Genomic DNA, 25466 nt, shown 5'->3' on the forward strand with positions numbered 1-25466 from the left:
TCAGCTCCGCACCTTCGGCGACGTGACCGATCGGATGTTGAGGCTGTCGCCGCCGTCGACGGTGAGCACCTGGCCGGTCACCCGCGACGCGGCGGGCGAGGCGAAGAAGGCGACCGCTTCGGCGATGTCCTCGGGCCGCACCAGGCCGCCCGGCATGCTTTCCCGCCAGGCGTCGACGATGTCCGGCGGCATCGACAGCACGCCGGAGCTGGCGGTCATGCCCGGCAGGACGGCGTTGGCCGTGATCCCGGCGGTGACGTTCTCCGCCGCGACTGTCTTCATCATCCCCAGCAGCCCGGCTTTGCTGGTGCTGTACGAGACCTGACCGGGCAGGCCCTGCGTGCCGGCGGTGCTGGAGACCAGCACTACGCGGCCGAACCCGCGCTCTCGCATCCCGCGCAGGCAGGCCTGAAGCACCCGGAACGTGCCGGTCAGGTTGACTGCCAGGTCCTTCTCCCAACGCTCCAGGGAAAACCGGTGCGCGGAACCGAACATCGTGGTGAGTGCGGCGTTGCCGACGTAGACGTCGATGTCGTCCAGCGCGGGAAGCTCGCCGGCGGCGATGTCGGCCTGGTAGGTGCAGCCCGGCTCGCGGTCCAGCGTCTCGACCACGACGCCGTCGGCCGCCAGCCGCGCCGCGATCGCCTGCCCGATCCCGCCCTCGCGGGCCGCCCCGGTGACCAGTGCCTTGAGCTTCACGCTGTTTTCCTTCCGTGGTCGGATAGGCCCTCGTCGAACGACGGCAGCGCCGGATGTCCCTGCAACCGCAGCACGAGCAAGGCCGTCTGCACGCTGAGCTGATCGTTCGCATCGGCTGCGACGTCGAGCCCGGTGGCGTGGCGCACCCGCGCCAGCCGCAGCCGGACGGTGTTCTCGTGCACGCCCAGCCGCGCGGCCGACACGCGTACGCTGCGGCCGCTGTCGAAGAACTGTTGCAAGGTCGACAGCAGATCCGCTTCGGCGGTCTCGCCGGTCAGCAGCGGGCCGAGAATGTCGTGCAGGTACTCGCGAACGGCCGCGACCGCACTGTTCGCGACGAACAGCCGGGCCGGGCCGAGATCGTCGGCGGCCAGCACTCGCGGCGACGACGGACCGACGAACCGGTTCACACACCGCGCCGCCTCCTGCGCCTCCCGATACGCGCGCCCGAGTTTGGCCGGTTCGCTCACCGGCGACACTCCGGCGACGAGGCTGGCGCAGCCCGGCAGTTCGGCGGCGACCGCGCGCAGAGCCGCCTTCGTGCGCGCGGCCATGCCGGTTTCGGTCGCCTCGATCAGCAGCAACACGCCCTCCGAGCCCCGGGTGGCCAGCACCTCGGCACCGAGCCGTTCCTCGACGGCGTGCGCGAGCCGCTCGGCGTTCGCGCAACCGATGACGTACGCGAGCACCCGCCGGGCCTTGGTGTCGACGCCGAGGTACTCGCCGCTCGCCCGCAGGTCGTCCATGGTGGAGGAACCCCGGATCAGCTGGCGCGCCAGCGACGAACGGGCGTTCCACGCCGCCGCGGCGACCCGGCGTTGCACCGCGAACTCGGTACCCGCGTGCACAGCGGTGCGTTCCGCGACGAGGCGGTCCTCGGGACGGAGCACGGAAGGATGCTCGACCAGCACGAGCCAGCCGAAGGTTTCGCCGCGATGGACGGCGGGAACGACGAGATGCCGCCGGGTGAGCCCGTGCCGGCTCGCGGGCACGAGGCCGTCCCGTTCCCCGATTTCGGCGAGGGAGCGCAGGCGGATCGGGCTTGCACCGGGCGGGCTTTCCGTCGCGATCAGCCGGTCTTGGACGCCGAAGAGCGCGGTGACCTTGCCGGTGAGTTCGGCGCATGCGGCGACTAGCGCGGCGAGGCCGCCGGGGCCGCCGACGAGTTCGCTCAAGCGTCGTTCGGCGGCCGTCTCCGCGGCGAGCCGACCGGATTCGGCAAGCGCGGCGGACGCCAGCGCGGCGAGCGCGGTGAGGCGTTCGAGCACCTGGTCGTCGACCGTGATGTACGCGGGGTCGGTGAGGGTGAGCACCGCGGCCGTGCCCACCGGCACGGAAACGACGGTTCCCGCGGCGTCGTGGCTGATCCCGGTGCTGACTTCGCCGGGGCAGCGCAGGTGTGCGCTCCCGAACCCGGCGACCACCGGCGCCTGGTCCAGCAGCGCCCGCCACGTTTCCGCGGTCACTGGGCGAGTTTGGTTTTGATTTCGGCGCGCAGCACGTGTTTCTGCACTTTCCCGGTGGCGGTCATCGGCAGTTCGGCGACCACCTCCAGCCGTTCCGGGAGCTTCGGCGTGGCGACGTCGCGCTCCCGGAGGTAGGAGGTCAGGTCCGCGAGCGCCGGAGCCGCGTCGCCCGCGGGCACGACGTAGGCGCAGACGCGTTCGCCGAGCCGCTCGTCCGGCATGCCGACCACGGCCACCGCCCCGACGGCGGGATGTTCGAGCAGCAGATCCTCCAGCTCGCGTGCGCTGATGTTGAGGCCGCCGCGGATTACGATGTCCTTGAGCCGCCCGGTGACCCGCACGTACCCGTCCTCGTCCATGAAACCGAGATCGCCGGAGCGGGAATACCCCTCAGCCGTGAACAATGCTGAAGTCTGTTCGGGGTCGCGGTAGTACTCCAGCATGTGGCTGGGCCCGTGGTAGGCGATGTCGCCCTCGGTGCCGCGCGGCACTTCGGCGCCGGTCTCATCGACGATCTTCACCGCGGCTCCGGCGACCGCGCTGCCGTCGGAGGTCGCCGAGCGGTCCGGCGGATCGTCCAGCGTGCACATGGTGGTCAGGAAGTTCTCCGAGCGCCCGTACAGGCTCAGCACCCGGCAGCCGGCGAACTTCTCGGCCGCGCGGCGCACGATCGAGCCGGGGATGGGCGAGCCCGCGCACACCCACAGCCGCAGGCTGCTCGCGTCGTGCCGATCGGAATCGTGGGCGGCGGTGAGCATCTGCAGGAACGGCGTCGCGGTGACCGCGGCAGTGCAGCCGTGCTTGGCGATGCGCTGCAGCCCTTCCTCCGGCTCCCACGCCTCCATGAAGTGCGAGGACGCGCCCGCGAGGAGCGGCAGCACGACGCTGGTCACGAGCCCGGTGCTGTGGGTGACCGGAGACGGGCCGAACTGGACGTCATCCTCGGTGTACTGCACGGATTTCGCGATGGCCTCGGCGCTGGCGCGCAGCGTGTTGAAGGTGTGGAAACAGCCCTTGGGGCGCGAGGTGGTGCCGGAGGTGTAGACGATGAGGAACCCGTCGTCCGCCGAGGGCGGCGGGGCCAGGTCCGGCTCCGGCCCGGCCATCAGGTCGTCGAGCGAGGCGGCGGACCCGTGCTGGCCGCGTGCGACGACCAGCGATTCGAACGCCGGATTTTCCTTGCGCAGCGCGGAGAACATCTCCAGATGCCCGAAACCCTTGAACTCTTCGCAGGTGATCGCGACCTTGGCGCCGGAGTGCCCGAGCACGTAGCCCACCTCGGTCGCCCGGTAGATCGGCATGATCGGGACCAGCACCGCGCCGAGCCTGCTGACGGCGGCGGCGATGACGGCGAACTCGGTCCAGTTGGGCAGTTGGACGGCGACCCGGTCGCCCCGCCCGATGCCCAGTTCGCGCAGCCCGCCGGCCAGCCGCAGGCTCTGCGAACGCACCGCGGAGTAACTGCGGCTGGTCGTTCCGTCGGAGACGAAGACTTTGGCGCCGTGGGTCCGGCTCCGGGTTTCCAGGAGTTCGGCCAATCCGTCCCGGTGCCAGTAACCGGCCTCGTAGAAGGCCTGGATCTCGTCCTCGCGATAGCGGTCCCGCACGGTCGGCGTTGACATGCGTGTGCCCTTCCCATGAGCGAGTGGTGTGCGTCACTCAAGTTGGTCCAAACTTATAATGATCGGACCAAAGATGCAAGCATGGCCGGATGGAATGTCAGTGCCTGTGCCGCCCGCTCGGCCACGACCCCAGCATCTGCAGCGTGAACGCCATGCCCGGCCTGACGGTGCCGCTCGCCCCGCGAACCGGAGCACGGGTGCCCGCGTGTGCGTTCTGTTTCCGGGCGGTGACCGCGCCGCGCAAGGCGGAGGGTCAGTTGATCAGCACGCCGCCGTCCACCGGAAGGCTGACCCCGGTGATGTAGGCGCTCGCGTCCGAGGCCAGGAAGACGGCGGCCGCGGCGACGTCGGCCGGGTCGCCGATCCGGCCGAGCGGGATCTTCGCGTCGATGATCTTGCGCTGGTAGTTCTCGCTGTAGTGCGCGGTCGCCTCGCTGGGGAAGACGCCGGGCAGCAGCGCGTTCACCCGGATCCCGCGCGGGCCCCACTGCGCGGCGAGGTCCCGGGTGAGGCCCAGCACCCCGGCTTTGCTCGCGCTGTATCCGGCGGCGGGCATCTTCGCCGTGGTCAGCGCCATCACGCTGGAAATGTTGACCACCGACGAACCCGGCCCCATCACCTGGCCGCAGGCCTGCGCCATCCAGTAGGCCGCGAAGAGGTTCAGTTCCACCACCGACCGGAACTGTTCCGGCGGGTCTTCGGTCGCCGGGTGGTATTCCCCGCCCGTGCCGGCATTGTTGATCAGGATGTCGACCCTGCCGAACTTCTGCTTCGCTGCGGCCACGAGTGCGTTGCAGTCGTCGATGTCGGTGACGTCGGTGCGCACTGCCAGTGCGTTCTTCCCGGCAGCCCGCGCGGTTTCCCGGAGCTGCTCTTCGCGGCGGGCGCCGAGCGCGACCGAAGCGCCTGCCTCGGCGAGAGCGAGGGCGAACGCGACACCGAGTCCGGAGGACGCCCCGGTCACGATGGCGACTTTGCCGTCGAGACGAAATCGGTTCATCCTCCGCTTCTAACACGCCTGGCCCGGACGTCTCGCGTTCGCGCAAAGCGGCGACTGTCGAGATCTCCAGTGCCGCGTCGCCGGGCTGTTGCGTGCTTGGTGGCCCGCTGGACACAGTGAGGCGGTGCCGGAACTCGATCACGATCAACTGCGCCGCCGGGTGGTGCGGCACTGGCCCGGCAGCGAACTGACTGGCTTGCACCGGCTGCCCGGCGGCGTTTCCAGCCTGACCTTCGCCTCGGTTCTGCGTCGGCCGGAGCGACCCGACACCCGTGTGGTGCTCAAGGTGGCCCCGCCCGGTCTTGCTCCGGTGCGCAACCGGGATGTGTTGCGCCAGGCCAGAATCCTGAGACTGCTGGGTGCGGACGGCAGCGTGCCGGTACCCGAGGTGCTGGCCGAGGACGACGACAGCCCGCCGCTGTTCGCGATGACCCTGGTGCCGGGCCAGTCCTACGAACCGTTGCTGGACGTCACTGCGCAACCTCCGTCGCCGAGCGTGGTCACGGCCCGCGTGCTCGCGGCGGCCCGGGCCCTCGCGCGGCTGCAGAAGGTGCCGCCGCCGAGGGAGCGGGCGATACCCGTCCGCGACGAACTGGATCGCTGGGCGCGACTGCTCGACACGGTCGACCCGGGAATCGCGCCCCAGCACGAGCAGCTTTACCGCGAGCTTGCCGCCCGTGTTCCGGCTCCGGTCGCGCCGTGCTTGTCGCACGGGGACTACCGGCTGGCCAACATGCTGTTCACCGGGGAACGGCTCGCCGCGGTGATCGACTGGGAGATCTGGTCGGTCGGCGATCCCCGGGCGGATCTCGCCTGGCTGCTGATGCACACCGATCCGCCGCACCGCTTCCACGAATACCGCGACGAGGCGAACGTTCGGGCGGGCCGCGGAATGCCGTCGCGGGCCGCCTTGCTGGACGCCTACCAGGAGGTCCGCGGCGACGATCTCCCCGGCCTGCCGTGGTTTCTCGCCTACTGCCACTACAAAGCGGCGGCGACGCTGTCGGTGTTCGTGAAGCGGAACCGGCGCAGCGCCGCTCCCGAGGCCCGCCTCGTCACCGCGGCCGAGAGCCTGCCCGGAGTGATCGAACGGGGCCGGGACATCCTCGCCCAGTCAACCTAGCCACTGGAGGAATCCACATGGAGTGGTCCATCCCCGCCGACGTCGAACAGTTCGTCCAGGACCTCGACCGGTTCATCGAGGCCGAAATCAAGCCGCTGGAAGCGGACAATCCGGACCTGTTTGACCACCGCCGCGAGTTCACCCGCACCGACGTGGACCGCGACGGCATCCCCACCCGCCGCTGGCGCGAACTGATGCGCGAAGCTCGCCGCCGGGCCGACGCCGCCGGGTTCTACCGGTACCCGCTGCCGTCCGCCCTCGGCGGCAAGGACGGGACCAACCTGGCGATGGCCGTCATCCGCGAGCACCTCGCCGGGCTCGGACCCGGGCTCCACGCGGAGCTGAGCCACGAGGCGTCCGTGGTGGCGAATCTTCCGCTCGCCCTGGTGCTGCACGAGTACGGCACGCCCGCGCAGAAGGAGGCGTACCTGGAGCGGCTCGTCTCAGGCGAGCTGGAGATGGCCTTCGGACTCACCGAACCCGGCCACGGCAGCGACGCGACCTACCTGGAGACCACTGCGCGCCGCGACGGGGACGACTGGGTGATCGAGGGCGCCAAGCGGTTCAACAGCGTGGTGGACGTGGCCGAAGTCGATCTGGTGTTCGCCCGGACCTCCGGCGAGCCGGGCAAGGCGGCCGGGATCACCGCGTTCCTCGTGCCGACGAACGCGCCGGGCTTCGAGATTCCGTACTACCACTGGACATTGAACATGCCGAGCGATCACGCGGAGGTCCGGCTGAACGAGGTCCGGGTGCCCTCGTCGGCGATTCTCGGCGAGGAGGGCCGCGGCCTCGACTGCGCGCAGCTCTTCGTGCACGAGAACCGGATCCGGCAGGCTGCTTCGTCACTCGGTGCCGCGCAGTTCTGCATCGACCGCAGCGTGCGCTACGCGGGGGAGCGGACGGTGTTCGGCAAAGCGCTGCACGAGCAGCAGGGCATCCAGTGGCAACTCGTCGAACTGCAGACCGACGCCGAACTGGTGCGCAACACCTTGTACAAGACCGCCTGGCTGATGGACACGCACGGCCGCACCGGCGTCACGGACAAGGTCTCCATGGTCAACATCCGCGGCAACCAGCTGGCCTGCCGCGCCGCGGACCGGGCGATGCAGATCCACGGCGGCACCGGTTACACCCGGCATCTGCCCTTCGAACACATCTACCGGCACCACCGCCGCTACCGCATCACCGAAGGCTCCGACGAACTGCAGCTGCGCCGGATCGCCGGTTCGCTGTTCGGCTTCCGGAAGAGCTGACCTCAGCGGCGGAGCGTGGCCAGGCCGTTGCCGGCGAAGCCAGCGATCAGATCGCTGAGCGCCGGGGTCTGCGCCAGCTTCGCCGGCCAGTACGCGATGGAGAAGATGACCCCGAGGCACGCCTGGGTGCCCGCGGAGATCGCGTCAGCGGCGGCATCGGGGTAACACCGGGCGACCGCGGTCTCCCAGCGGTCCACGTACTGGCGCCGCCGCCGGTCGAATTGGCGTTTCCACGGTTCCGCCAGCGAGCGGTCCTCGCGCTGGTAGATGTTGACCAGATGCCGGTGCCCGACCGCGAACCCGACGTGGTGGCGGATCAGCCGCTCCAAATCCTTCGCCGGGTCCTCGTGCACCGGCGCGGTGGCGCTGAGCAGCTCGTCCAGCGCCTCGTTGAAGAGCGCGGCGAGGATTTCGTCCTTGCCGGAGAAATGGCGGTACAGCGCGGGCCCGGACAGGCCGGCGCGCTTGCCGAGCTCGTCGACACCGACGCCGTGGAAGCCCTTCTCGTAGAAGACCGCGGCGGCGGTGTCCAGGATTTTGCGGTCCCTGTCCACCGGCCGAATCTAGCACGACTGTGAACGATCGTTATTGCGGTTAGACTCGGCAGGCGGGGACGAGCGGAAGGGCACGGCGAGGTGCGCACGGAAGCCGAACTGGCCGAGCGGGGCCGCGCGCTGCTGCGGGAAGCGGCGGCGAGGGCCGGCGTGGCGCTGCCCGAACCGATCGGCCTGGCCGGTTTCGACGGGCCGCTCACCGCCCTCGCCGCTGCGCTGCGCGAGCAGTTGCCGGAAGCGCCGCAGTTGGCAGTCCTCCTCGCTGATACGCAGGATTTGCGGTACGAGATCAGAGAATGGCTCGACGGTCAGCGGGCGCGCAGACTGGACGCGCTGGACGATGGGCTCTCCCAGTTGCGGAAGGTGTCCGATCCGGACAGCCTGCTGGCGCGTGCCTGCGAGGCGGTGGTCCGGTCGTGCGGGTTCGACCGCGTGATGCTGTCCAAGGTCGAGGGTTCGCTGTGGCGGCCGTGGAAGAGTTTCGCCGTGACCGACGCCGATCCGGAACGAGCGTTTCGCGAATGGATGCGCACCGTGCCGGAGATCCGGCTGGACAACCTGGTGCTGGAGACTGAGATGGTCCGGCGCAGGGAAGCAGCATTGGTGACCGACCCGCGCGGGGACCCGCGCGTCTACCAGCCGCTGCTGCGTGCTTCCGGGCTCAATTCCTATGTCGCGGCTCCGTTGATGCCGACCGGCCGGGTGATCGGTTTCCTGCACGCGGACTGCGAGTCTCGCCCGGTCGCCGAACTGGACCGGGACATCCTCGGCGCGTTCGCGGACGCCTTCGGCCGCCTCTTCGAACGCGCGGTTCTGCTGCGTCGCCTGCGGGAACAACGGGAGCAGGTGCGGGAAGCGATGCGGACGGTGGAGGCCGTGCTCGAGGACCTCGCGTCCGCGGAGATCGAACTCGCCGCCCGGCCGCTTCACTCACTGCGCCCCGCGCCAGCCCCGGCCCGCTCCTCGGCCACGCTCGAAGCACTGCTCACCGGGCGTGAGCTCGAGGTGCTGGCGCTGATGGCCACCGGCGCGACGAACAGCCGGATCGCCGACGAGCTGGTGATCGCGGACGGCACGGTGAAGTCGCACGTCAAGCGCATCTTGCGGAAGCTGTGCGTGGAGAACCGGGCGGAGGCCATTTCGCGGTATCTCCGGCTGACCATGGGCGACCGGGGTCTCTGAAAACCCGGGCGGGGCCTTGAACGCGAGCCGTCCGCGAATTATGGTCCAATAGTTAAACCTAAGGCGGAGGTGGCGGGTGCGGGCGATCGTGCTGCGGGAGTTCGGGACTGCCGACGTGCTGCGTCCGGAGGAAGTGCCCGATCCGGAACCGGAGCCGGGCTGGGTCGCCGTCCGGCTCAAGGCGAGTGCGCTGAACTGGCATGACGTGCTGGTCCGGCGTGGCCAGTATGGATCGCCGTTGCCGCATGTGCCCGGTGCCGACGGTGCTGGCGTCCGGACGGACACCGGCGAAGAGGTGGTCGTCCTCCCGTCCTTGTGGTGGGGCGACGACGAATCCGCGCCCGCGCCGGGCTGGGAGATCCTCGGGGATCACCGGCCCGGCACTTACGCTGAGGTGGTACAGGTGCCTGCGGAGTGCGTGGCGCCGCGTCCGGCCGGATACAGCTGGGAGCAGGCCGCCGCGTTGCCGCTGGTCGGGTTGACCACCTACCGGGCGTTGTTCAGCCGCGGCGGGCTGCGCGAAGGCGAGTCGCTGCTCGTCTTGGGCGCGGGCGGCGGTATCGCGACGACGGCAGTCGCTTTCGGTTGCGGCGTAGGCGCTTCGGTCGTGGTCACGTCCTCGTCGGAGAGCAAGATCTCGCAGGCTCGCGAACTGGGCGCCGACGGCGGGGTGCTTTACACCGAAAGCGACTGGGCGCAGCAGGCGAAGGCGCTTTCGTCCGGCGGCAAGGGCTTCGACCTCGTGCTCGACTCGGTCGGCAGCTGGCCGGAGTCGGTGCAGGCGCTGCGTCCGGGCGGTCGGCTCGTGGTGCTGGGCGCTTCCGCGGCGGAAAAGGCTCCACTCGACGTGCGGCCGTTCTATTTCGGGCAGTACAGCCTGCTGGGCACCACGATGGGCAGCCCGCGCGATTTCGCGGGGCTGCTCGCCCTGCTGGACAGCCGGTCGATCGCGCCGCCGGTCGTCGACCGGGTTTTCCCGCTCGACGAGGCGGCGGCCGCGCACCGCTACCTGGAACAGGGCGGCGGCTTCGGAAAGGTGGTTCTGCGGCATGACTGACGCTCTGGTCCGATACGAGGTCGACGCCGCCGGCGCGGCCTACGTCACGCTCGACGATCCGGCGACCCGCAACGCGCTCAGCGACGAACTCCTCGACGAACTGTTGCGGGCACTGGAAACCGCCCGCGCGGACGACGAGGTCCGGGTTGTGGTGCTGGGCTCCTCGCACGACCGGGTGTTCTCGTCCGGCGGCAATCTCAAAGCCTTCGCCGACAAGCGCCCGCCGATCGTCAAATATGCCGGGCTCGATCGGTTCCCGCGCTTGTTCAAGCTCATCGGCGCGCTCGGCAAACCGGTGATCTGCGCGGCGGGCGGCGATGTTCTCGCCGGGGCCTTCGGTCTCGCGCTGGCGTGCGATCTGGTGCTGGCCAAGGAATCCGCGCGGTTCGGCTGCCCGGAGATCAACGTCGGGGCGTTCCCGTTCATGATCTCCGCGCTGATCTACCGCAACGTCGACCGGATGAAGGCCAACGAACTGATGATGCTCGGCGACAAGATCACCGCCGCCGAGGCGCGGGACCTCGGCGTGGTGAACAAGGTCGTCCCGGACGCGGAGTTCGACGAGACCGTGCGGTCCTGGGCGCACCGGGTGGCGGAAAAGTCTCCGCTGCTGATGAAACTCGGCAAGAACGCGATCGACTCCACGCGCGACCTCGGCCTGCCGGAGGCGCTGGACGTGTTGCAGGCACAGCTGGCGCTGGCCTTCACGACGGAGGATCTCGGGGAGGGCGTTGCGGCGTTCCGGGAGAAACGGCGTCCGGAGTGGCAGCGGCGCTGAAGTGCGCTTCGCACTGTCCCGCACATAGCCATTGGCCGTCCTGCGGCTGCTTCTCGCATGCCGCGTCGCGGCGAAACCTCCTGGCAGGCTTGCGTTCCTTGATGTTTCGCCACATTGGCACCGTTGCGTTTTTGGTCCAACAATATTAGCGTTGGACCGACAAGCGGGTCGTGCACCGTATTCCTCTTCAGATCAAGGAAGATCGCCCATGGAGTTCGCGCGAGTCACTGATCGTTACTCGGCCGAGGAGATCGAGCACTTCCACGCCACCGGCCGGTGGCGGCGGGAGACGTTCTTCGAGCTGCTCGAACAGCAGGCGGAACTGCGGCCGGACAAGGTGTTCCTGACCGACGACACCCGGTCGCTCACCTTCCGCGAACTGCGCGACGGAGCGATCCGGCTGGCGAAAGGCCTCCGGGGCAAGGGGATCGGCGTCGGAGACCGGGTGTGCGTGCAGATGCCCAACTGGGTCGAGTTCGCGCAGATCGCCGTGGCGCTGTCCAGGATCGGCGCGATCATGGTGCCGATCATGCCGATCTACCGCCTGGACGAGGTCGGCTACATCGTGCGCAACTCGGGCGCGAAGATGGCGATCACTTGCCAGAGCTTCAAGAAATTCGACTATGCCGCCATGTATCGCACCATCCAGCAGGACGTGGCCGGTCTGGAAACCCTCGTGCTGGTGCGCGGGGAAGCGGAAGGCACGATCCCGCTCGCGTCGCTGGAAGCCGACGACGACCGCGATCTCGGCCCGGGAGTCGGAGCCGACGACCACTTCGTGATCGTGTACAGCTCGGGCACCACCTCGCGGCCGAAGGGCTGCCTCCACACTTTCAACACGCTGGCGTGCGGATCCCGGTTGCTGGCCCAGGGATTCGGCTACCAGGACACCGACGTCCAATTCGGGCCGTCGCCGATCACGCACACCACGGGCCTCGTCACCAGCATTCTGCTCCCGCTCATGCACGGCGCCGCGTCGCACGTCATGGAGGTGTGGGAGCCGGAGGCCGGGCTGGACCACATCCGCCGCTTCGGGTGCACGGTGTCCGTCACCGCGACGACGTTCCTGCAGATGCTGATGGACGTCTACGACCCGGCCCGGCACGACGCGAGCAGCCTGCGGTTGTGGGTCGCGGCGGGCGCGCCGATTCCGGCCGCGTTCGTCGAGCAGGCCGCTCGGTTGCTGCCCGGCTGCCGGGTGCTGAGCCTCTACGGCCGCACCGAGAACGTGACCACCAGCATGTGCACGGTCGAGGACGATCCGGCCCGGTCGTCGACCTCCGACGGGCGGGTCCTTCCGGGCAGTTCGGTCAAGATCGTCGACGAACTGGGCGAGGAGGTGCCTCGTGGGCAGGAGGGCGACATCGCCTACCGCGGCCCGATGCACATGCTCGAATACATCGGCAATCCCACGGAGACCGAAGCGCTGTTCACGCCCGAGGGCTACTCCCGTTCCGGCGACCTCGGGGTGATGGACTCGGACGGCTACCTCCGGGTCACCGGCAGGCTGAAGGACATCGTGATCCGCGGCGGGATGAACATCAGCGTCCGCCAGGTGGAGGACCTGCTGACCCGGCATTCGGCGATCGCCGCCGCGGCCGTGGTCGGGATGCCGGACCGGCGGCTCGGCGAGCGCATCTGCCTGTATCTGGTGCCGAGGCCCGGCCACGAGAACGTGACGCTCGACGAGATCAAGGACTTCCTGCTGGGGCAGGGGCTGGCGATCCAGAAGATGCCCGAACGGCTGGAGGTCGTGCCCGAGTTGCCGATGACGGCCACCGGGAAGATCCAGAAACACCGGCTGCGAGCGGATATCGCGGAGAAGGTGAAGGCCGCCGAGACGACGGTGTGACCCGAATGGACGTCACCACTCTGTACGGCCGCCGGGCCGGCGACCGCTGGAACCGGACGGCCGTCGGCGATGTGCTCGAACGGCTCACCTGGAGCAGGCCCGATCAGCCCGCGATCATCGGTGCGCCAGGGGCTTTCAGCAGCCCGGAATTCCGGGAGTTGACATACAAACAGGCCGACGAGGCGGCAAACCGCGTGGCGCACGCGCTCCTGGGCGAAGGGCTGAAGCGCGGCGATCGCGTGCTGCTGTACTGCGACAATTCGGTCGAAGCGATCGTGACCCTGTTCGGCATCGCCAAGGCGGGCCTGGTCGCGGTGCCGGTGAACCCGCTGCTCGCGCCGGACGTGCTGACCTGGGTGCTCGGCCACACCGAAGCCGCCTTCGCCGTGATGGACGCCGAGTTCGCCGAGCGAGCCGCCCCGCTGCTGGCCGGGGCGAACCTGCCGGAACCGGTGGTGATCGGCGACGGGTTCGCGGAGTGGATCCGCGGCCGTCCGGACCACGAGGCCGAGGTCAAGATCCACGGCGACGACGTGTGGAGCCTGGTGTTCACGTCCGGCACCACGGCGATGCCGAAAGCCTCGATGGCCACGCACACCTACTCGTACCTGACCGCTTACAGCTACGCCCTGTCGCTGACCCGCGGCTTGCGTTACGAAGAAGATCTTCGGCTGTGCACATTCCTGCCGATCGTCTACCACTGCGGCCACAACTCGGCGCTATTGCCCGCGTTCTTCGCTGGCGGCCGGATGGTCCTCAGCCGCAGGCCTGACGCGGGGGTGCTCGCGGACACCGTCACCCGCGAGCGTGTAACGGCGCTCTGGGCGGGATCGCCGCTGTGGCTGCAGAAGCTGGTCGACGAAGCGCTCGCAAGGCCCGGCGAGGTGGACCTGCGCAGCCTCACCGTCGCGATGTTCTCCTGGGGCGCGATGAAACCCGACCTCTTCGACCGGATGCGCGAGGTGTGCGGCGAGGACGTCGCGCTGCTGGAAGTGTTCGGGCAAACCGAATCGATGTCCTGCTACCGGTTCTGGCCGGATCGCTACCCGGCGAAGCGGGAGCAGGCGCTCAACGGCGTGAATCACGTCGGCGCGCCGAATCCGGTGCTGGCCGCGGACATCGTCGACGAGACGGGCCGGAGCCTGCGCGGGATACCGGGGGAGCCGGGCGAGGCGGTGTACCGGTCTCCGGCGCTGACTGCCGGGTACTACCGGGACGAGCAGGCGACGGCCGCGGCCTTCCGGGACGGCTGGTTCCACTCCGGCGACAGTTGCGTCTTCGACGACGACGGCCAACAGATCATGGTGGACCGCTTCAAGGACATCGTGAAGACGGGCGGCGAGAACGTGTCCAGCCTCCGGGTGGAGACGGTGCTGGCCGGGCATCCTGCGGTCGGCCGGGTCGCCGTGATCGGCGTTCCGGACGAGAAGTGGGGCGAGCTGGTCGCCGCCGTCGTCATCAAGACCGCCGAGGTGACCGATGCGGAGCTGATCGCCTACGCGCGCGAACAGCTGGCCGGGTACGAGTGTCCGAAAAGGATCTTCTTCGTGGCGGAGATGCCCGAGACGGTCGGCGGCAAGATCCTCAAGTACAAGCTCCGGCAGCGGTTTGCCTGACCGCGCTCAGGCAACGGCGACCCGCGCGGCGGCGCGGACGATCTCCTCGTCGCCGCGCGTCACCCGCAGCGTCAGGTCGGCGACCCCGGCCTCGACCGCGGTGACTTCGCCGGAGAACCGCAGCCGGTTCCCGAGGAAGACCGGCGCGACGAACCGGACCTCGTACTCGCGCAGGTGCTCGATGCCGCACCAGTCGGTCAGCCACGCGGCGAGCAGCCCGGCCTGGAACTGGCCCATCGCCAGCACTCCGGGGAAGCCGGCGGCCGCGGCGAACTCCGGATCGTGGTGCAGCGGGTTGAAATCCCCGCCCGCACCGGCGAACCGCACGACGTCGGTCTGGGTGACCGGCCCGGTTTCCCCGTCGGGCAAGACCTCGCCGGCAGTCACGGTGACGGGATTCCTCACTGGGCACTCCGCTCGATCAGGACTTCCCGCACGCGGACGGCGCATTCCCCGGACGCGTCGAGGTAGTCGGTTTCCAGGGTCACGAAGCGCATGCCGCGTTTCGGCGTGTCATCGGCGACGCGGCGCACGCCGTGCACCGAGTCCCCGGCGCACAACGGCCGGAAGTAAGTCCACTTCACCGAACCCACGACGACCCGCTCGAACGCCAGCCCCAGCTTGGCCACGAACGCCAGCTGATCGCGGAAATGCCCGGCCGCCACCACATGCGTGGCCGTGGCGGGCACGTCGGGAAAACCCGCGGCACCGGCGGCGGCGCGGTCGACGTGCACCGGGTCGGCCGCGCGGGTGGCCAGGGCGAACTCCCGGACCTTGCCGCGTTCGACGTCGAAGGAGACCTCGTCGAGGACGTCCATCGCACCTCCCTTTTTGGTCAGACCTATAGTATCATTAGCCCGAAACGACGTGAAGGGTTGACCCATGGAGCTCGCGGACTCGCCCGAAGAGGCCCGGTTCCGGGCGGAGATCAGGGACTGGCTCGGCAGCGCGCTGCCGAAACTGCCCTGGCCCGAACCGCCGGACCTGGAGGGAAAGCTGCCGTTCTGGCGGCAGTGGCAGCAGATGCTGTTCGACGCCGGCTACGCCGGGCTGTCCTGGCCTGCCGAATACGGCGGCCGTGGCGTCGACGAGAAACTGCGCGCGGTGTTCACCGACGAAACCGACCGCGCGGGCGCGCCGGAGCGGCTCAACATCATCGGCGAGGACTTCGCCGGGCCCACGATCGCCGGCTTCGGCACCGACGCGCAGAAAGAACGGTTCCTGCGCCCGATCCTGACCGGCGAAGAGATCTGGTGCCAGCTGTTCTCCGAGCCCGAGGCCGGTTCCGACCTGGCCTCGCTGCGCACCAAGGCGACCAGGACCGAGGGCGGCTGGCGGATCGACGGGCAGAAGATCTGGACCAGCCGCGCGCAGCTGGCCGCGCACGCGATCCTGCTCGCCCGCACCGGCGGCGGCCCGCGGCACAAGGGCATCACGTACTTCCTGCTGCCGATGGACAGCCCGGGGGTCACCGTGCGGCCGCTGGAGCACATGCTCGGCGAGGCCGAATTCAACGAGGTTTTCCTCGACGGCGTGTTCATCCCTGATGAGCTCGTCGTCGGGGAAGTCGACGGCGGCTGGCGGGTCGCGATGGGGACGCTGGGCTACGAGCGGGTCGCCATCGCGACCGGCCGGGTCAACACGCGCCGCGCGGTGGAGGACATCGTCGCCGGCATCGCCGCCCGCACCGGCGAAAACGGCGAGCCGCTCGGCGCGGACCCGGTGGTCCGGCAGAAGATCGCCGATCTCTACGGCCGCGCGTTGACGCACCGGCTGATCGGCCAGCGGGTGGTCACGCTCGCCGCCGAGGGCGGCCCGCCCGGGCCGGTCACCTCGATCGGCAAGCTGTACTTCTGCCCGCTGGTGGAGGATCTCGCCGACTTCCGGCTGTCGCTGGATCCGCTCGGCGACCAGTTCGGCCTCGACGACGAGCAAGCCGGCTCGCGGTGGCTCCGGCTGGCCTACCAGGCTCGCGGCACCGCCATCGCGGGCGGTTCGACCTTCATCCAGCGCAACATCCTGGCCGAGCGGATGCTCGGCATGCCGAGGAGCTGACACCGTGGTCTACACCTGGGTTCCCACCGACGACTACGTCGAGAACGCCAACGTCACGCGGCTCGCCCGCACGCACGGCGCGGACTCCCTGGCCGAACTGCGCGCGCGGTCGGTCGAGGACATCGGCTGGTACTGGGACGCCGTCGTGCGAGACCTCGGCCTGCCCTTCCGTAAGCCGTACTCGCAGGTGGTGGACCTGTCGCGCGGTGCGGAGTGGCCGGACTGGTTCGTCGGCGGCGAGCTGAACATCGTCGACGCCTGCCTGACGCGCTGGGCGGAGAAGCCGCCCGAGCGCGACGCCGTCGTGCACGAGGCGGAGGACGGCACGGTCCGGAAGCTGACCTACGGCGAGTTGGTGTCCGAAGTGGAGCGGGTGGCCGCCGGACTGCGCGCGCTGGGCATCGGCCGCGGCGACGCGGTGGGACTGTTCCTGCCGATGATCCCGGAAGCGGTGGTGGCCGTCTACGCCGTGGCGCGTCTCGGAGCAGTGCTTGTTCCCTTGTTCTCCGGATTCGCGCCCACGGCGATCGCGTCGCGGTTGCAGGACGCCGACGCCAAAGCGGTCGTCGTCGCCGACGGAACCGTGCGCCGGCGCCGGGAAGTCGCGATGAAGCCGTTGCTGGACGAGGCTTTGGCGTCGTGTCCGACCGTGGAGCACGTGCTGCTCGTCGGAAACCTGACCGCGGAGCCGAAACCCAGCACCCCGAAGGACGTGTTGTGGTCGCAGCTCCCCGCTGGCGACCCGGGGCCGGTCGAGGCGATGTCCGCCGCCGATCCGTTGCTGCTGGCCTACACGTCCGGCACCACCGGCAAGCCCAAGGGCGCGGTCCACACGCACGCCGGGTTCCTGGTGAAGACCGCCAGCGAGGTGGCCTATTCCTTCGACGTCAGCGAGAGCGGCGTGTTCTGCTGGGTCACCGACATGGGCTGGATCATGGGCCCGCTGTCGATCGTCGGCACGCACGCCAACGGCGCGACCCTGCTGCTCTACGAGGGCTCGCCGGACGTGCCGGACTTGAACCGGTTGTGGGATCTGGCGCAGCGGCACCGGGTGACCATGCTCGGCGTGTCGCCGACGCTCATCCGCACCCTGCGCACGAGCGAGAAGGCCGATCTGAGCGGGTTCGATCTGTCCGCGGTGCATGTGCTCGGCTCGACCGGCGAACCCTGGGACCCGGACTCCTACGAATGGCTGGCCCGCGACGTGTTCGGCGGCCGGGTGCCGATCATCAACTTCTCCGGCGGCACGGAGGTGGGCGGCTCGTTCCTCGCGCCGTACCCGGTGGAGGAAATCCGCAGCTGCTCGCTCGGCGGCCCTTCGCTGGGCATGGACGTGGACGTGGTCGACGACGCCGGGAAACCGGTCCGCGGCGAGATCGGCGAACTCGTCTGCCGCCAGCCGTGGCCCGCGATGACCCGCGGGGTGTGGAAGGACGACGAGCGCTACCTGGAGGCGTACTGGTCGACGTTCCCCGGGATGTGGCGGCACGGCGATTACGCGCTGGTCGACGCTGACGGGCAGTGGTTCCTGCGCGGCCGCTCCGACGACGTGATGAACGTGGCGGGCAAACGGCTCGCCCCTGCCGAGGTCGAAGCGGTGCTCGCCGCGCATCCCGCGGTCGCCGAAGCCGCCGCGGTCGGGGTGCCCGACGCTAAGAAGGGCGAAGCGGTCTGGGCGTTCTGGGTCCCCCGCCCGGGGGCGGGGGAGGACGTGTCGGCGAAGCTGCGCGAAATGGTCGCCGAGGAACTCGGCAAGCCGTTCGCTCCGTCGGCGGTGTACCGCGTGGCGCAGCTGCCCAAGACTCGCTCGGCGAAGATCCTGCGCCGCGCGGTCCGGGCCGCCGTGCTGGGCACCGACCCCGGCGACCTGTCCGGCGCGGAAAACCCCGAGGCGGTCGGGGAGATCCGCGCGCTCGTGCGGCCGTGAGCTCAGTTCTCGCCGGGGACCGGGATCTCCGTGCGTTCGTCCACCTCGAGCACCGCCTGGGCGTAGGAGTGCACGTGCCGGTTCATCCGGCGGACCGCGGCGTCCGGGTCCTTGGCCCGGATGGCCGTGGTGATCGACTTGTGCGCGCGCACCGTGGTGCGGCGGACCTCGTCGTCGACGAACGTCTCGTTCTCGGTGGCCGTGTAGATCGCCGTGGACAGCGCCGACATCAGCCCCATCAGCAGCTCGTTGTGGCTGGCGGTGGCGACCGCGACGTGCCAGTCGACGTTGGCCTGGAGGAAATCGGCCAGGCTGCCGGTTTCGTCCGCGATCGCCTTGTTGGCCGCGTCGAGCCGGGCCAGGTCGGCGTCGGTGCGGTGCTGCGCCGCCAGCTTCGCGCAGAACGGCTCGATCGCTTCGCGGGTCTCCAGCAGGGCGGCGAGCCGGACCCGCTGGCCGCGGATGAGCAGGTTCACCGAGCTGGCCACGGACTCCTTGCCCGGCCGCTGGACGAAGGCGCCGCCGCCGCGGCCGGCCTTGATCCGGACCAGGCCCTGGACCTCCAGGATGCGCAGTGCCTCGCGGACGGTGGTGCGGCTCATCCGGGTCTGGGTGACGAGGTCGCGCTCGGTCGGCAGCGCGGTGCCTTCCTCGAACTCGCCCTCGAGGATGCGTTCCCGCAGGTCGTCGGCCAGCACATCAGAAGCCTTGGGCACCTCCATGGGCGCCAGGCGCACCGCCGAGCGGCCGGTGCTGGTTGCCGGGGGGCGGGTGCCCGCCATGTCAGTCTCCCCACTCTTTGGCCTAAAGGTCTGACCTAAGTTACCATTTTTCCCGGGTCGGGTCGTATTGAACCAGCAATCGTGACGTCAACGGCGAAAGGCACGAGCAATGCGGTGGACATTGACCGAAGATCAGGAGCTGTTCCAGGACGCCTTCCGGGGCTGGCTGGAACGCTTCGCCGCCGCCGAAGACGTCCGCGGCTGGCTCGACAGCGGCGACAGCGCCCCCTTCGAGCGGCGGTTCGTCGAGGAAGGCTGGTTTTCCGTCGGATCGCCGGAATCGCTGGGCGGCCAGGGCGGCGGTTTGCTGGACCTGGCTTTGGCGGCGGAACAGCTGGGCAGGGCGGCGGCGCCTTCTTCGGCGTGGCTGGCTTCGGTGCTGGCGGCACCGGTGCTGCCCGCCGAGACGGCGGAAGCCTGCTTGACCGAGGGGGAATTCGTGGCGCTCGCGGTCAGCGCGGGGAAGCCGGTCGACGCTGCGACGACGGTGGTCGCCGAGGGTGGAACCCTGCGCGGCACTGTGCCCCTGGTGCTCGCGGCGGACCGGGCCCGCCGGTTCGTGGTGCCCGCCGGCGGGCGGCTCTACCTGGTGGACGCCGAGGAGGCTTCGCTCACCCGGCGCGCGTTGCTCGACCGCAGCCGCTCGGTGGCGGATGTCGTGCTCGACGGCGCACACGGGACCGAGTTGTCCTTGCCTGTCGCTGAGCTGTCGCGAATCGCGCTGCGGGCAGCGGTTCTCGTCGCCGCGGACAGTCTGGGCGCCGCGGAGCGGATGCTCGAACTCGCGGTGGAGTACAGCAAGCAGCGAAAGCAGTTCGGCGTTCCGATCGGGTCGTTCCAGGCGGTCAAGCACGCCGCGGCGACGATGCTGGTCACCGTCGAGTCGGCCCGGTCGCTGGTCTACTACGCCGCCGCGGCGGTCGAGCAGGAGCACGAGGACTACGTCCTGCACGCGGCGGCGGCGAAGGCTCAGGTGTGCGCCGAAGCAGTGCGTGCCGCGGACAGCGCGCTGACCATGCACGGCGCGATCGGCTACACCTGGGAACACGACCTGCAGTTGTTCTACAAGCGCGCCAAGCTCAACGGCAGCCTGTTCGGCGCCCCGGCGGTGTGGAACGAGCGGCTGGCGCGCGAACTGCCCCTGTTGCCCGCGGCCTGACCGACCCTGATTCCGTTCCGCCGCGCGCTGGCCGACGCCTACAGTTTTGGTCAGTCCTTTGATATAGTTAGCCCAAATCAAGTGCTTGGGAGAACCGCTGTGGACTTTGAGCTGACCGAGGACCAGGCCACCATCCGCAAGGCGGTGGCGGAGCTGGCCGGGAAATTCGACGACCAGTACTGGCTCGAGAAGGACGCTGCCCACGAGTTCCCCGCCGAGTTCTACGACGCGTTCGCCAAAGGCGGCTGGCTCGGCATCACCACGCCGGAGGAGTACGGCGGCCACGGTTTCGGCATCACCGAGGCGGCGCTGCTGCTCGAAGAGGTCTCCGCGTCCGGCGGCGGGATGAACGCGGCCAGCTCGATGCACCTGTCGATCTTCGGCATGCATCCGGTGATCGTGCACGGGTCCGAGGAGCTGAAACGGCGCACATTGCCGCGGATCGTCAACGGCGACTTGCACGTGTGCTTCGGTGTCACCGAGCCCGGCGCGGGCCTGGACACCACGAAGATCACCACGTTCGCTCGCCGCGAAGGCGACGAGTACGTGGTCAACGGGCGCAAGGTATGGATCTCGAAGGCTGTCGAGTCGGAGAAGATCCTGCTGCTGACCCGGACCACGAAGTTCGAGGACGCGGAGAAGAAGACCGACGGGCTCACCCTGTTCCTGACTGATCTCGACCGGTCCAAAGTGGACATCCGGCCGATCAAGAAGATGGGCCGCAACGCAGTCACCTCCAACGAGCTGTTCATCGACGATCTGCGGATCCCGGCCGAGGACCGGGTCGGCGAAGAGGGCAAGGGGTTCAAGTACATCCTCGACGGGCTCAACCCGGAGCGGATGCTGGTCGCCGCGGAAGCGCTCGGGCTCGGCCGGGCGGCGTTGCGCGCCGCGGTGCGCTACGGCAACGAACGCGAGGTGTTCGGCCGTCCGATCGGGATGAACCAGGGGCTGCAGTTCCCGCTCGCGGACTCGCTGGCGCGGCTCGACGCGGCGGAACTGGCCCTGCGCAAGGCGACCTGGCTCTACGACAACGGAAAACCCTGCGGCCGCGAGGCGAACACCGCCAAGTATCTCTGTGCTGACGCAGGTTTCCAGGCTGCGGACCGCGCGCTGCAGACACACGGCGGGATGGGCTACTCCGAGGAGTACCACGTCGCCCGGTACTTCCGCGAGGCCCGCCTGCTCAAGATCGCACCGCTGAGCCAGGAGATGGTGCTCAACTATCTCGGCTCGCACGTGCTCGGACTGCCGAGGAGCTACTGATGTTCGGACTGGACAACCGATCCGCGCTCGTCACCGGGGCCGGCAGCGGGATCGGCGCCGCCGTGGCCCGTGCCTTCGCCGCCGCCGGGGCGCGCGTGCTGGTCACCGATATCGACGAGCAGGCCGCGAAAGCCACGGCCGAGAGCATTGGCGAGAAGGCCGAGTACCGCGCCCTCGACGTCCGCGACGCCGCTGGTGCGCAAGAGGCGGCGAAGCAGGCCGCGGCTCTTACAGACGGCACGCTGCACATTCTGGTCAACAACGCCGGGGCGATCGCGCCCGCGATGTTCCCGAAGATGACCGAGGAAGCGTTCCGGCGCATCGTCGACATCCACCTCGTCGGCAGCTTCGTGTGCAGCCAAGCCGTGCTGGACTACCTGCCCGACGACGGCACGGGCCGGATCATCAACGTCACCTCCGCTGCCGGGCTGGAAGGGACGATCGGCCAGGCGAACTACGGCGCCGCCAAGGCAGGCATCATCGGCCTCACCAAGTCGCTGGCCAAGGAACTCGCCCGGCGGCAGGTGACTGTGAACGCGCTCGCGCCGCTGGCCGCCACACCGATGACGGAAAACATCCGCAGCAACGAGAAGCTCGCAGCGAAGACCCTCGCGCGGATTCCGCTGGGGCGCTGGGCCTATCCGGACGAGATCGCGGGCAGCTTCGTGTTCATGGCGTCCGGCGCGGCCGGGTACATCACCGGCCAGGTACTGCCGGTCGACGGCGGGACGGTGATGTGATGAGCAAGCACACCAAGAGCCCGATGCTCGCGGCGGGCCGCGAGGTGCTCCTCGCCGAGGCCGTGCGCACTCCGATCGGCAAGTCGCACCCGGAGCGCGGCTGGTACCGCGACACACACCCGAACGCGCTGCTGGCCGCCTGCTACACCGAGCTCGTCAAGCGCACCGGCCTCGAACCGGGCGCGGTCGAGGATCTCGTGATCGGCTGCACCGCGCCGTTCGGCGAGCAGTCCCGCAACATCGGCCGCAACGCCTGGCTGCAGGCCGGGTACCCGCCCGAAGTGCCCGCAGTGACCCTCGACCGGCGCTGCGGTTCGGCGCAGACCGCGATCGCGATGGGCGCCGGGCTGGTCGGCTCGGGAACGCACGACCTCGTCATCGCCGGGGGAGTCGAGCACATGGGACACGTGCCGATCGACTCTCCAGGGAAGATCGCCGAACTGTACGGCGACCCGTGGCCCGAGGAACTGCGCGAGCTGTATTCCTTCGTGCACCAAGGAGAAAGCGCCGAACTGATCGCCGACCGCTGGGGCATCGGCCGCACCGAGATGGACGAGTTCGCGGTCCGCTCGCACCGGCTGGCCGCCGAGGCGCTGGCGGAAGGCCGGTTCGACGCGGAGACCGTGCCGTTCGGCGACCTGCACGGCGACCAGAGCATCCGGCCCGGCACCGACCTGGAGAAGCTGGCGGGCCTGAAACCCGCCTTCCGCAAGGAAAACGGTCGGATCACCGCAGGCAGTTCGTCGCCGATCTCCGATGGCGCGGCCGCCGTGGTGCTCGCCTCCCGGGAGGCGGCCGCCGAGCACGGCTTGCGCGCACGGGCTCGCATCCTCGACCAGACCACCGTCGGCGTGGATCCGGTCATCATGCTCACCGGTCCCATTCCGGCGACCCGGAAGATACTGGAGCGCAACGGGCTGAGCGTCGACGACATCGACCTGTTCGAGGTCAACGAAGCGTTCAGTTCGGTCGTGCTGGCGTGGGAGCGCGAGCTGAAGCCGGACATGGACCGGGTGAACGTGAACGGCGGCGCGATCGCGCTCGGCCACCCGGTCGGCGCGACCGGTTCCCGGCTGACGGCCACCATCCTGGCCGAGCTGGAACGCCGGGACGCCGAACTCGGCCTGGTGACCATGTGCTGCGGCGGCGGCCTGGGCACCGCCACCCTGATCCAGCGGCTCGACGGATGATCGACCTCAAGCTCTTCATTCCCGAGGGCGCCGGCATCTGGTGGGGCCAGGCCAGCGCGGAGCCCACGCCGCTCGTGCACGCCCTGCTCGACCAGGTCGGCGACCTCGGCGCGCACCGGGCGTTCTGCGGTCTCACCTGGGACCAGCGGCTCACCCGCGAACTGCCGTCCGAGCTGGAGCTGATGTCCTACGGGGCGCTCGGCGAACTGCGCAAGCTCAGCCGGGCGGGACGGCTGACCGTCGTGCCCTGCCACTATTCGGCCTTGCCCCGGCTGTTCGCCGAAGGCTCGCTGCCCAGCGACGTCGGCCTGGTCCAGGTGTCGCCGCCCGACGCCGACGGCCGGTGCTCGCTCGGCGTCGGCGCCGACTACGCCGCGGACGCTGTCGAGCACACTCCGGTCCTGCTGGCCGAGATCAACCACCGGATGCCGGTCACCACCGGCACGCCCAAAATCCCCCTGCAGCGGTTCGCCGCCACGGTGGAAACCGACCGGCCGCTCGCCGAAGCCCCGGCCAAGGCCGCGGACGACGTCGAACTGGCCATCGCCCGGCACGTCGCCGAACTGGTCGAGGACGGCGACACCCTGCAGATGGGCGTCGGTTCGCTGCCCTCGGCGGTGCTGGACGCGTTGACCGGGCACACCGACCTGGGCTTCCACTCCGGGATGATCTCCGACGGAGTCCTCCGGCTGGTCGACAAGGGCGTGCTCACCGGTGCCCGCAAGGAAATCGACCCCGGCGTCATCGTCACCGGCGCAGCACTGGGCACCACCGACCTTTACGACCGCCTGCCGGAGCTGCCGGTCGAATTCCGGCCCGCCAGCTACACCCACGCACCGTCCACTTTGGCCGGCCTGCGCTCGTTGGCATCGATCAATTCCGCGATCGAGGTCGATCTCACCGGCCAGGTCGGCGCCGAGATCGCCCGAGGCGCCTACCTCGGCGCGGTCGGCGGCCAGGCGGACTTCAGCCGCGCCGCCGCGCTCACCGGGGCGCGGTCGATCATCACCGTGCGAGCTCGCGCCGGCGCGCATTCCACGATTGTCCCGGCGCTGCACGGCGGCGTGGTCACGACTTCGCGGTCCGATGTGGACTATGTGGTGACCGAGTACGGCGCGGCCGCCTTGCGCGGCTGCGACCCGGCCGAACGGGCACGGCGGCTCGTCGCGATCGCCGCGCCCGAGCACCGGGAAGCCCTGTCGAAAGGAGTCCAGCCATGACCAGCCGGCGACCGAGCCGCGTGCACGTCCGCGAAGTCGGCCCGCGCGACGGTTTCCAGAACGAACCGGAGCACATCCCGACGGCGGACAAGATCCGGCTGATCAACGCGCTGGCCCAGGCCGGGCTGAAGCGCATCGAGGTGGCCAGCTTCGTCCGGCCGGACGTGATCCCGCAATTGTCCGACGGGATCGAGGTGCTGCACGGCATCGACGTGCCCGACGACGTGAAGCTGATGGTGCTGATCCCGAACAGCAGGGGCTTGGACAACGCGCTGAAAGTGCGCGAGAAGTTCCACGAGGCGGCGATCTTCGTGTCCGCTTCGGAGACGCACAACAAGAAGAACGTCAACCGCACAGTCGCGGAAACCATGGCCGACAACGACAAGATGGCCGCCCGGATCAACACCGAGGGCCTGGACTGCGCCGCGGTGATCGCCACCTCGTTCGGCTGCCCGTACGAGGGCAAGGTGGAGCTGGAGCGGGTGCTCGGGCTCGCCGAGCGGTTCGCTGAGGCCGGGGCCGCCGAGATCGGCTTCGGCGATACCACCGGCATGGCGAATCCGGCCTATGTAGCGGAGTTCTTCGCCGCGGCGCTGGAGCGGCTGCCCGGCGTCGAGGTGACCGCGCATTTCCACAACACCCGAGGACAGGGCCTGGCCAACGCCTTCGCCGCGCTGGAAGCGGGCTGCGCCAGCTTCGAGTCCAGCTTCGGCGAGCTGGGCGGCTGCCCGGTTCCGCCCGGCTCCACCGGCAACATCGCCACCGAGGACCTGGTGAGCATGTTCCACGAAATGGGCGTGGAGACCGGCCTGTCGCTGCCCGGCCTGATCGACGCCGCGCGCGCCGCGCAGGACACCTTGGGCCGCAAGCTGACCAGCCATTCCATCGTCGCCGGACCCGTCAACTGGAACTGAGAGGAAAC

At 69.6% G+C, this 25466-nt stretch carries 23 protein-coding genes; 15 read left to right on the forward strand and 8 right to left on the reverse strand.

Annotation, left to right across the window (positions count from 1 at the left end; translation table 11 throughout):
- The 4 genes from EIZ45_RS37880 to EIZ45_RS37895 all read right to left on the reverse strand — a co-directional run bounded on the left by EIZ45_RS37880 (position 1) and on the right by EIZ45_RS37895 (position 4787).
- Entirely contained in the window at positions 1 to 699 is a 699-nt protein-coding gene (locus tag EIZ45_RS37880) for an SDR family NAD(P)-dependent oxidoreductase (RefSeq protein WP_134668299.1), read from the reverse strand.
- Entirely contained in the window at positions 696 to 2165 is a 1470-nt protein-coding gene (locus EIZ45_RS37885) for a CdaR family transcriptional regulator (protein WP_134668297.1), read from the reverse strand. Before EIZ45_RS37885 ends, EIZ45_RS37880 begins: the two co-directional genes overlap by 4 nt.
- Positions 2162 to 3787: an AMP-binding protein gene (locus EIZ45_RS37890; protein WP_134668295.1), complete on the reverse strand. Its 1626-nt coding sequence runs from the start codon at positions 3785 to 3787 to the stop codon at positions 2162 to 2164. Before EIZ45_RS37890 ends, EIZ45_RS37885 begins: the two co-directional genes overlap by 4 nt.
- Before the next feature lie 253 nt (positions 3788 to 4040).
- Positions 4041 to 4787: an SDR family NAD(P)-dependent oxidoreductase gene (locus tag EIZ45_RS37895; protein ID WP_134668293.1), complete on the reverse strand. Its 747-nt coding sequence runs from the start codon at positions 4785 to 4787 to the stop codon at positions 4041 to 4043.
- A 124-nt stretch (positions 4788 to 4911) separates the two neighbouring features.
- Between EIZ45_RS37895 and EIZ45_RS37900 the strand changes: the two genes are divergently transcribed.
- Both EIZ45_RS37900 and EIZ45_RS37905 read left to right on the forward strand, forming a co-directional pair.
- Complete coding sequence (locus EIZ45_RS37900; protein WP_134668291.1) at positions 4912 to 5910, forward strand: phosphotransferase family protein; 999 nt, start codon at positions 4912 to 4914, stop codon at positions 5908 to 5910.
- A gap of 17 nt (positions 5911 to 5927) precedes the next feature.
- On the forward strand, positions 5928 to 7166 hold the full coding sequence (locus EIZ45_RS37905) for an acyl-CoA dehydrogenase family protein (protein WP_134668289.1): 1239 nt from the start codon (positions 5928 to 5930) through the stop codon (positions 7164 to 7166).
- Between the two features lie 2 nt (positions 7167 to 7168).
- On the opposite strand, the gene EIZ45_RS37910 is transcribed toward EIZ45_RS37905, so the two are convergent.
- On the reverse strand, positions 7169 to 7720 hold the full coding sequence (locus EIZ45_RS37910; RefSeq protein WP_134668287.1) for a TetR/AcrR family transcriptional regulator: 552 nt from the start codon (positions 7718 to 7720) through the stop codon (positions 7169 to 7171).
- Between the two features lie 81 nt (positions 7721 to 7801).
- On the opposite strand from EIZ45_RS37910, the gene EIZ45_RS37915 reads away from it, so the two are divergent.
- The 5 genes from EIZ45_RS37915 to EIZ45_RS37935 all read left to right on the forward strand — a co-directional run bounded on the left by EIZ45_RS37915 (position 7802) and on the right by EIZ45_RS37935 (position 14205).
- The gene (locus tag EIZ45_RS37915) at positions 7802 to 8902 is read left to right on the forward strand and encodes a LuxR C-terminal-related transcriptional regulator (protein ID WP_134668285.1); all 1101 of its coding nucleotides are present in this window, start codon (positions 7802 to 7804) and stop codon (positions 8900 to 8902) included.
- Between the two features lie 76 nt (positions 8903 to 8978).
- Complete coding sequence (locus EIZ45_RS37920; RefSeq protein ID WP_134668283.1) at positions 8979 to 9959, forward strand: zinc-binding dehydrogenase; 981 nt, start codon at positions 8979 to 8981, stop codon at positions 9957 to 9959.
- Positions 9952 to 10737 carry an enoyl-CoA hydratase/isomerase family protein gene (locus EIZ45_RS37925; RefSeq protein WP_134668280.1) on the forward strand — a complete coding sequence of 262 codons (786 nt, stop codon included), beginning with the start codon at positions 9952 to 9954 and terminating at the stop codon, positions 10735 to 10737. Before EIZ45_RS37920 ends, EIZ45_RS37925 begins: the two co-directional genes overlap by 8 nt.
- Positions 10738 to 10945: 208 nt before the next feature.
- Positions 10946 to 12589, forward strand: a complete 1644-nt coding sequence (locus tag EIZ45_RS37930) for an AMP-binding protein (protein WP_134668279.1) — start codon at positions 10946 to 10948, stop codon at positions 12587 to 12589.
- A 5-nt stretch (positions 12590 to 12594) separates the two neighbouring features.
- The gene (locus EIZ45_RS37935; protein ID WP_134668276.1) at positions 12595 to 14205 is read left to right on the forward strand and encodes an AMP-binding protein; all 1611 of its coding nucleotides are present in this window, start codon (positions 12595 to 12597) and stop codon (positions 14203 to 14205) included.
- A gap of 6 nt (positions 14206 to 14211) precedes the next feature.
- Here the strand turns inward: EIZ45_RS37935 and EIZ45_RS37940 are convergent, their stop codons facing one another.
- Together EIZ45_RS37940 and EIZ45_RS37945 are read right to left on the reverse strand one after the other, a co-directional pair.
- Positions 14212 to 14592 carry a MaoC/PaaZ C-terminal domain-containing protein gene (locus tag EIZ45_RS37940; protein WP_205671784.1) on the reverse strand — a complete coding sequence of 127 codons (381 nt, stop codon included), beginning with the start codon at positions 14590 to 14592 and terminating at the stop codon, positions 14212 to 14214.
- A 14-nt stretch (positions 14593 to 14606) separates the two neighbouring features.
- A complete protein-coding gene (locus EIZ45_RS37945; RefSeq protein ID WP_134668272.1) occupies positions 14607 to 15023 on the reverse strand; it encodes a MaoC family dehydratase N-terminal domain-containing protein in 417 nt (138 codons plus the stop codon).
- 64 nt (positions 15024 to 15087) lie between these two features.
- Between EIZ45_RS37945 and EIZ45_RS37950 the strand changes: the two genes are divergently transcribed.
- Positions 15088 to 16260 (forward strand): acyl-CoA dehydrogenase family protein, encoded by a 1173-nt coding sequence (locus EIZ45_RS37950; protein WP_134668270.1) that lies wholly within the window; start codon positions 15088 to 15090, stop codon positions 16258 to 16260.
- 4 nt (positions 16261 to 16264) lie between these two features.
- Positions 16265 to 18187: an AMP-binding protein gene (locus EIZ45_RS37955; protein ID WP_134668269.1), complete on the forward strand. Its 1923-nt coding sequence runs from the start codon at positions 16265 to 16267 to the stop codon at positions 18185 to 18187.
- A gap of 2 nt (positions 18188 to 18189) precedes the next feature.
- Here the strand turns inward: EIZ45_RS37955 and EIZ45_RS37960 are convergent, their stop codons facing one another.
- Positions 18190 to 18969 (reverse strand): FadR/GntR family transcriptional regulator, encoded by a 780-nt coding sequence (locus tag EIZ45_RS37960; RefSeq protein WP_205670247.1) that lies wholly within the window; start codon positions 18967 to 18969, stop codon positions 18190 to 18192.
- 109 nt (positions 18970 to 19078) lie between these two features.
- On the opposite strand from EIZ45_RS37960, the gene EIZ45_RS37965 reads away from it, so the two are divergent.
- From EIZ45_RS37965 to EIZ45_RS37990, 6 genes are all read left to right on the forward strand, one after another.
- A complete protein-coding gene (locus EIZ45_RS37965; protein ID WP_134668268.1) occupies positions 19079 to 20128 on the forward strand; it encodes an acyl-CoA dehydrogenase family protein in 1050 nt (349 codons plus the stop codon).
- A gap of 99 nt (positions 20129 to 20227) precedes the next feature.
- Positions 20228 to 21394 (forward strand): acyl-CoA dehydrogenase family protein, encoded by a 1167-nt coding sequence (locus tag EIZ45_RS37970; protein WP_134668267.1) that lies wholly within the window; start codon positions 20228 to 20230, stop codon positions 21392 to 21394.
- Complete coding sequence (locus EIZ45_RS37975; protein ID WP_134668266.1) at positions 21394 to 22134, forward strand: SDR family NAD(P)-dependent oxidoreductase; 741 nt, start codon at positions 21394 to 21396, stop codon at positions 22132 to 22134. The genes EIZ45_RS37970 and EIZ45_RS37975 overlap by 1 nt, the downstream gene beginning before the upstream one ends.
- Positions 22134 to 23324, forward strand: coding sequence for a thiolase family protein (locus EIZ45_RS37980; protein WP_134668265.1), 1191 nt, complete (start codon positions 22134 to 22136; stop codon positions 23322 to 23324). Before EIZ45_RS37975 ends, EIZ45_RS37980 begins: the two co-directional genes overlap by 1 nt.
- Entirely contained in the window at positions 23321 to 24544 is a 1224-nt protein-coding gene (locus EIZ45_RS37985) for an acetyl-CoA hydrolase/transferase family protein (protein WP_134668264.1), read from the forward strand. The genes EIZ45_RS37980 and EIZ45_RS37985 overlap by 4 nt, the downstream gene beginning before the upstream one ends.
- Positions 24541 to 25458: a hydroxymethylglutaryl-CoA lyase gene (locus EIZ45_RS37990; protein WP_134668263.1), complete on the forward strand. Its 918-nt coding sequence runs from the start codon at positions 24541 to 24543 to the stop codon at positions 25456 to 25458. The genes EIZ45_RS37985 and EIZ45_RS37990 overlap by 4 nt, the downstream gene beginning before the upstream one ends.
- The last annotated feature ends 8 nt before the right edge of the window (positions 25459 to 25466 follow it).

This window comes from Amycolatopsis sp. CFH S0740 (genome assembly GCF_004522315.1).
In the GTDB taxonomy this organism is placed as follows: domain Bacteria; phylum Actinomycetota; class Actinomycetes; order Mycobacteriales; family Pseudonocardiaceae; genus Amycolatopsis; species Amycolatopsis nivea.

Coding starts and splice junctions, on each gene's coding strand:
- EIZ45_RS37890 (WP_134668295.1), bottom strand. CDS start 3,787: ATGTCAACGCCGACCGTGCGGGACCGCTATCGCGAGGACGAGATCCAG.
- EIZ45_RS37895 (WP_134668293.1), bottom strand. CDS start 4,787: ATGAACCGATTTCGTCTCGACGGCAAAGTCGCCATCGTGACCGGGGCG.
- EIZ45_RS37905 (WP_134668289.1), top strand. CDS start 5,928: ATGGAGTGGTCCATCCCCGCCGACGTCGAACAGTTCGTCCAGGACCTC.
- EIZ45_RS37925 (WP_134668280.1), top strand. CDS start 9,952: ATGACTGACGCTCTGGTCCGATACGAGGTCGACGCCGCCGGCGCGGCC.
- EIZ45_RS37930 (WP_134668279.1), top strand. CDS start 10,946: ATGGAGTTCGCGCGAGTCACTGATCGTTACTCGGCCGAGGAGATCGAG.
- EIZ45_RS37935 (WP_134668276.1), top strand. CDS start 12,595: ATGGACGTCACCACTCTGTACGGCCGCCGGGCCGGCGACCGCTGGAAC.
- EIZ45_RS37945 (WP_134668272.1), bottom strand. CDS start 15,023: ATGGACGTCCTCGACGAGGTCTCCTTCGACGTCGAACGCGGCAAGGTC.
- EIZ45_RS37950 (WP_134668270.1), top strand. CDS start 15,088: ATGGAGCTCGCGGACTCGCCCGAAGAGGCCCGGTTCCGGGCGGAGATC.
- EIZ45_RS37960 (WP_205670247.1), bottom strand. CDS start 18,969: ATGGCGGGCACCCGCCCCCCGGCAACCAGCACCGGCCGCTCGGCGGTG.
- EIZ45_RS37965 (WP_134668268.1), top strand. CDS start 19,079: ATGCGGTGGACATTGACCGAAGATCAGGAGCTGTTCCAGGACGCCTTC.
- EIZ45_RS37975 (WP_134668266.1), top strand. CDS start 21,394: ATGTTCGGACTGGACAACCGATCCGCGCTCGTCACCGGGGCCGGCAGC.
- EIZ45_RS37980 (WP_134668265.1), top strand. CDS start 22,134: ATGAGCAAGCACACCAAGAGCCCGATGCTCGCGGCGGGCCGCGAGGTG.
- EIZ45_RS37985 (WP_134668264.1), top strand. CDS start 23,321: ATGATCGACCTCAAGCTCTTCATTCCCGAGGGCGCCGGCATCTGGTGG.
- EIZ45_RS37990 (WP_134668263.1), top strand. CDS start 24,541: ATGACCAGCCGGCGACCGAGCCGCGTGCACGTCCGCGAAGTCGGCCCG.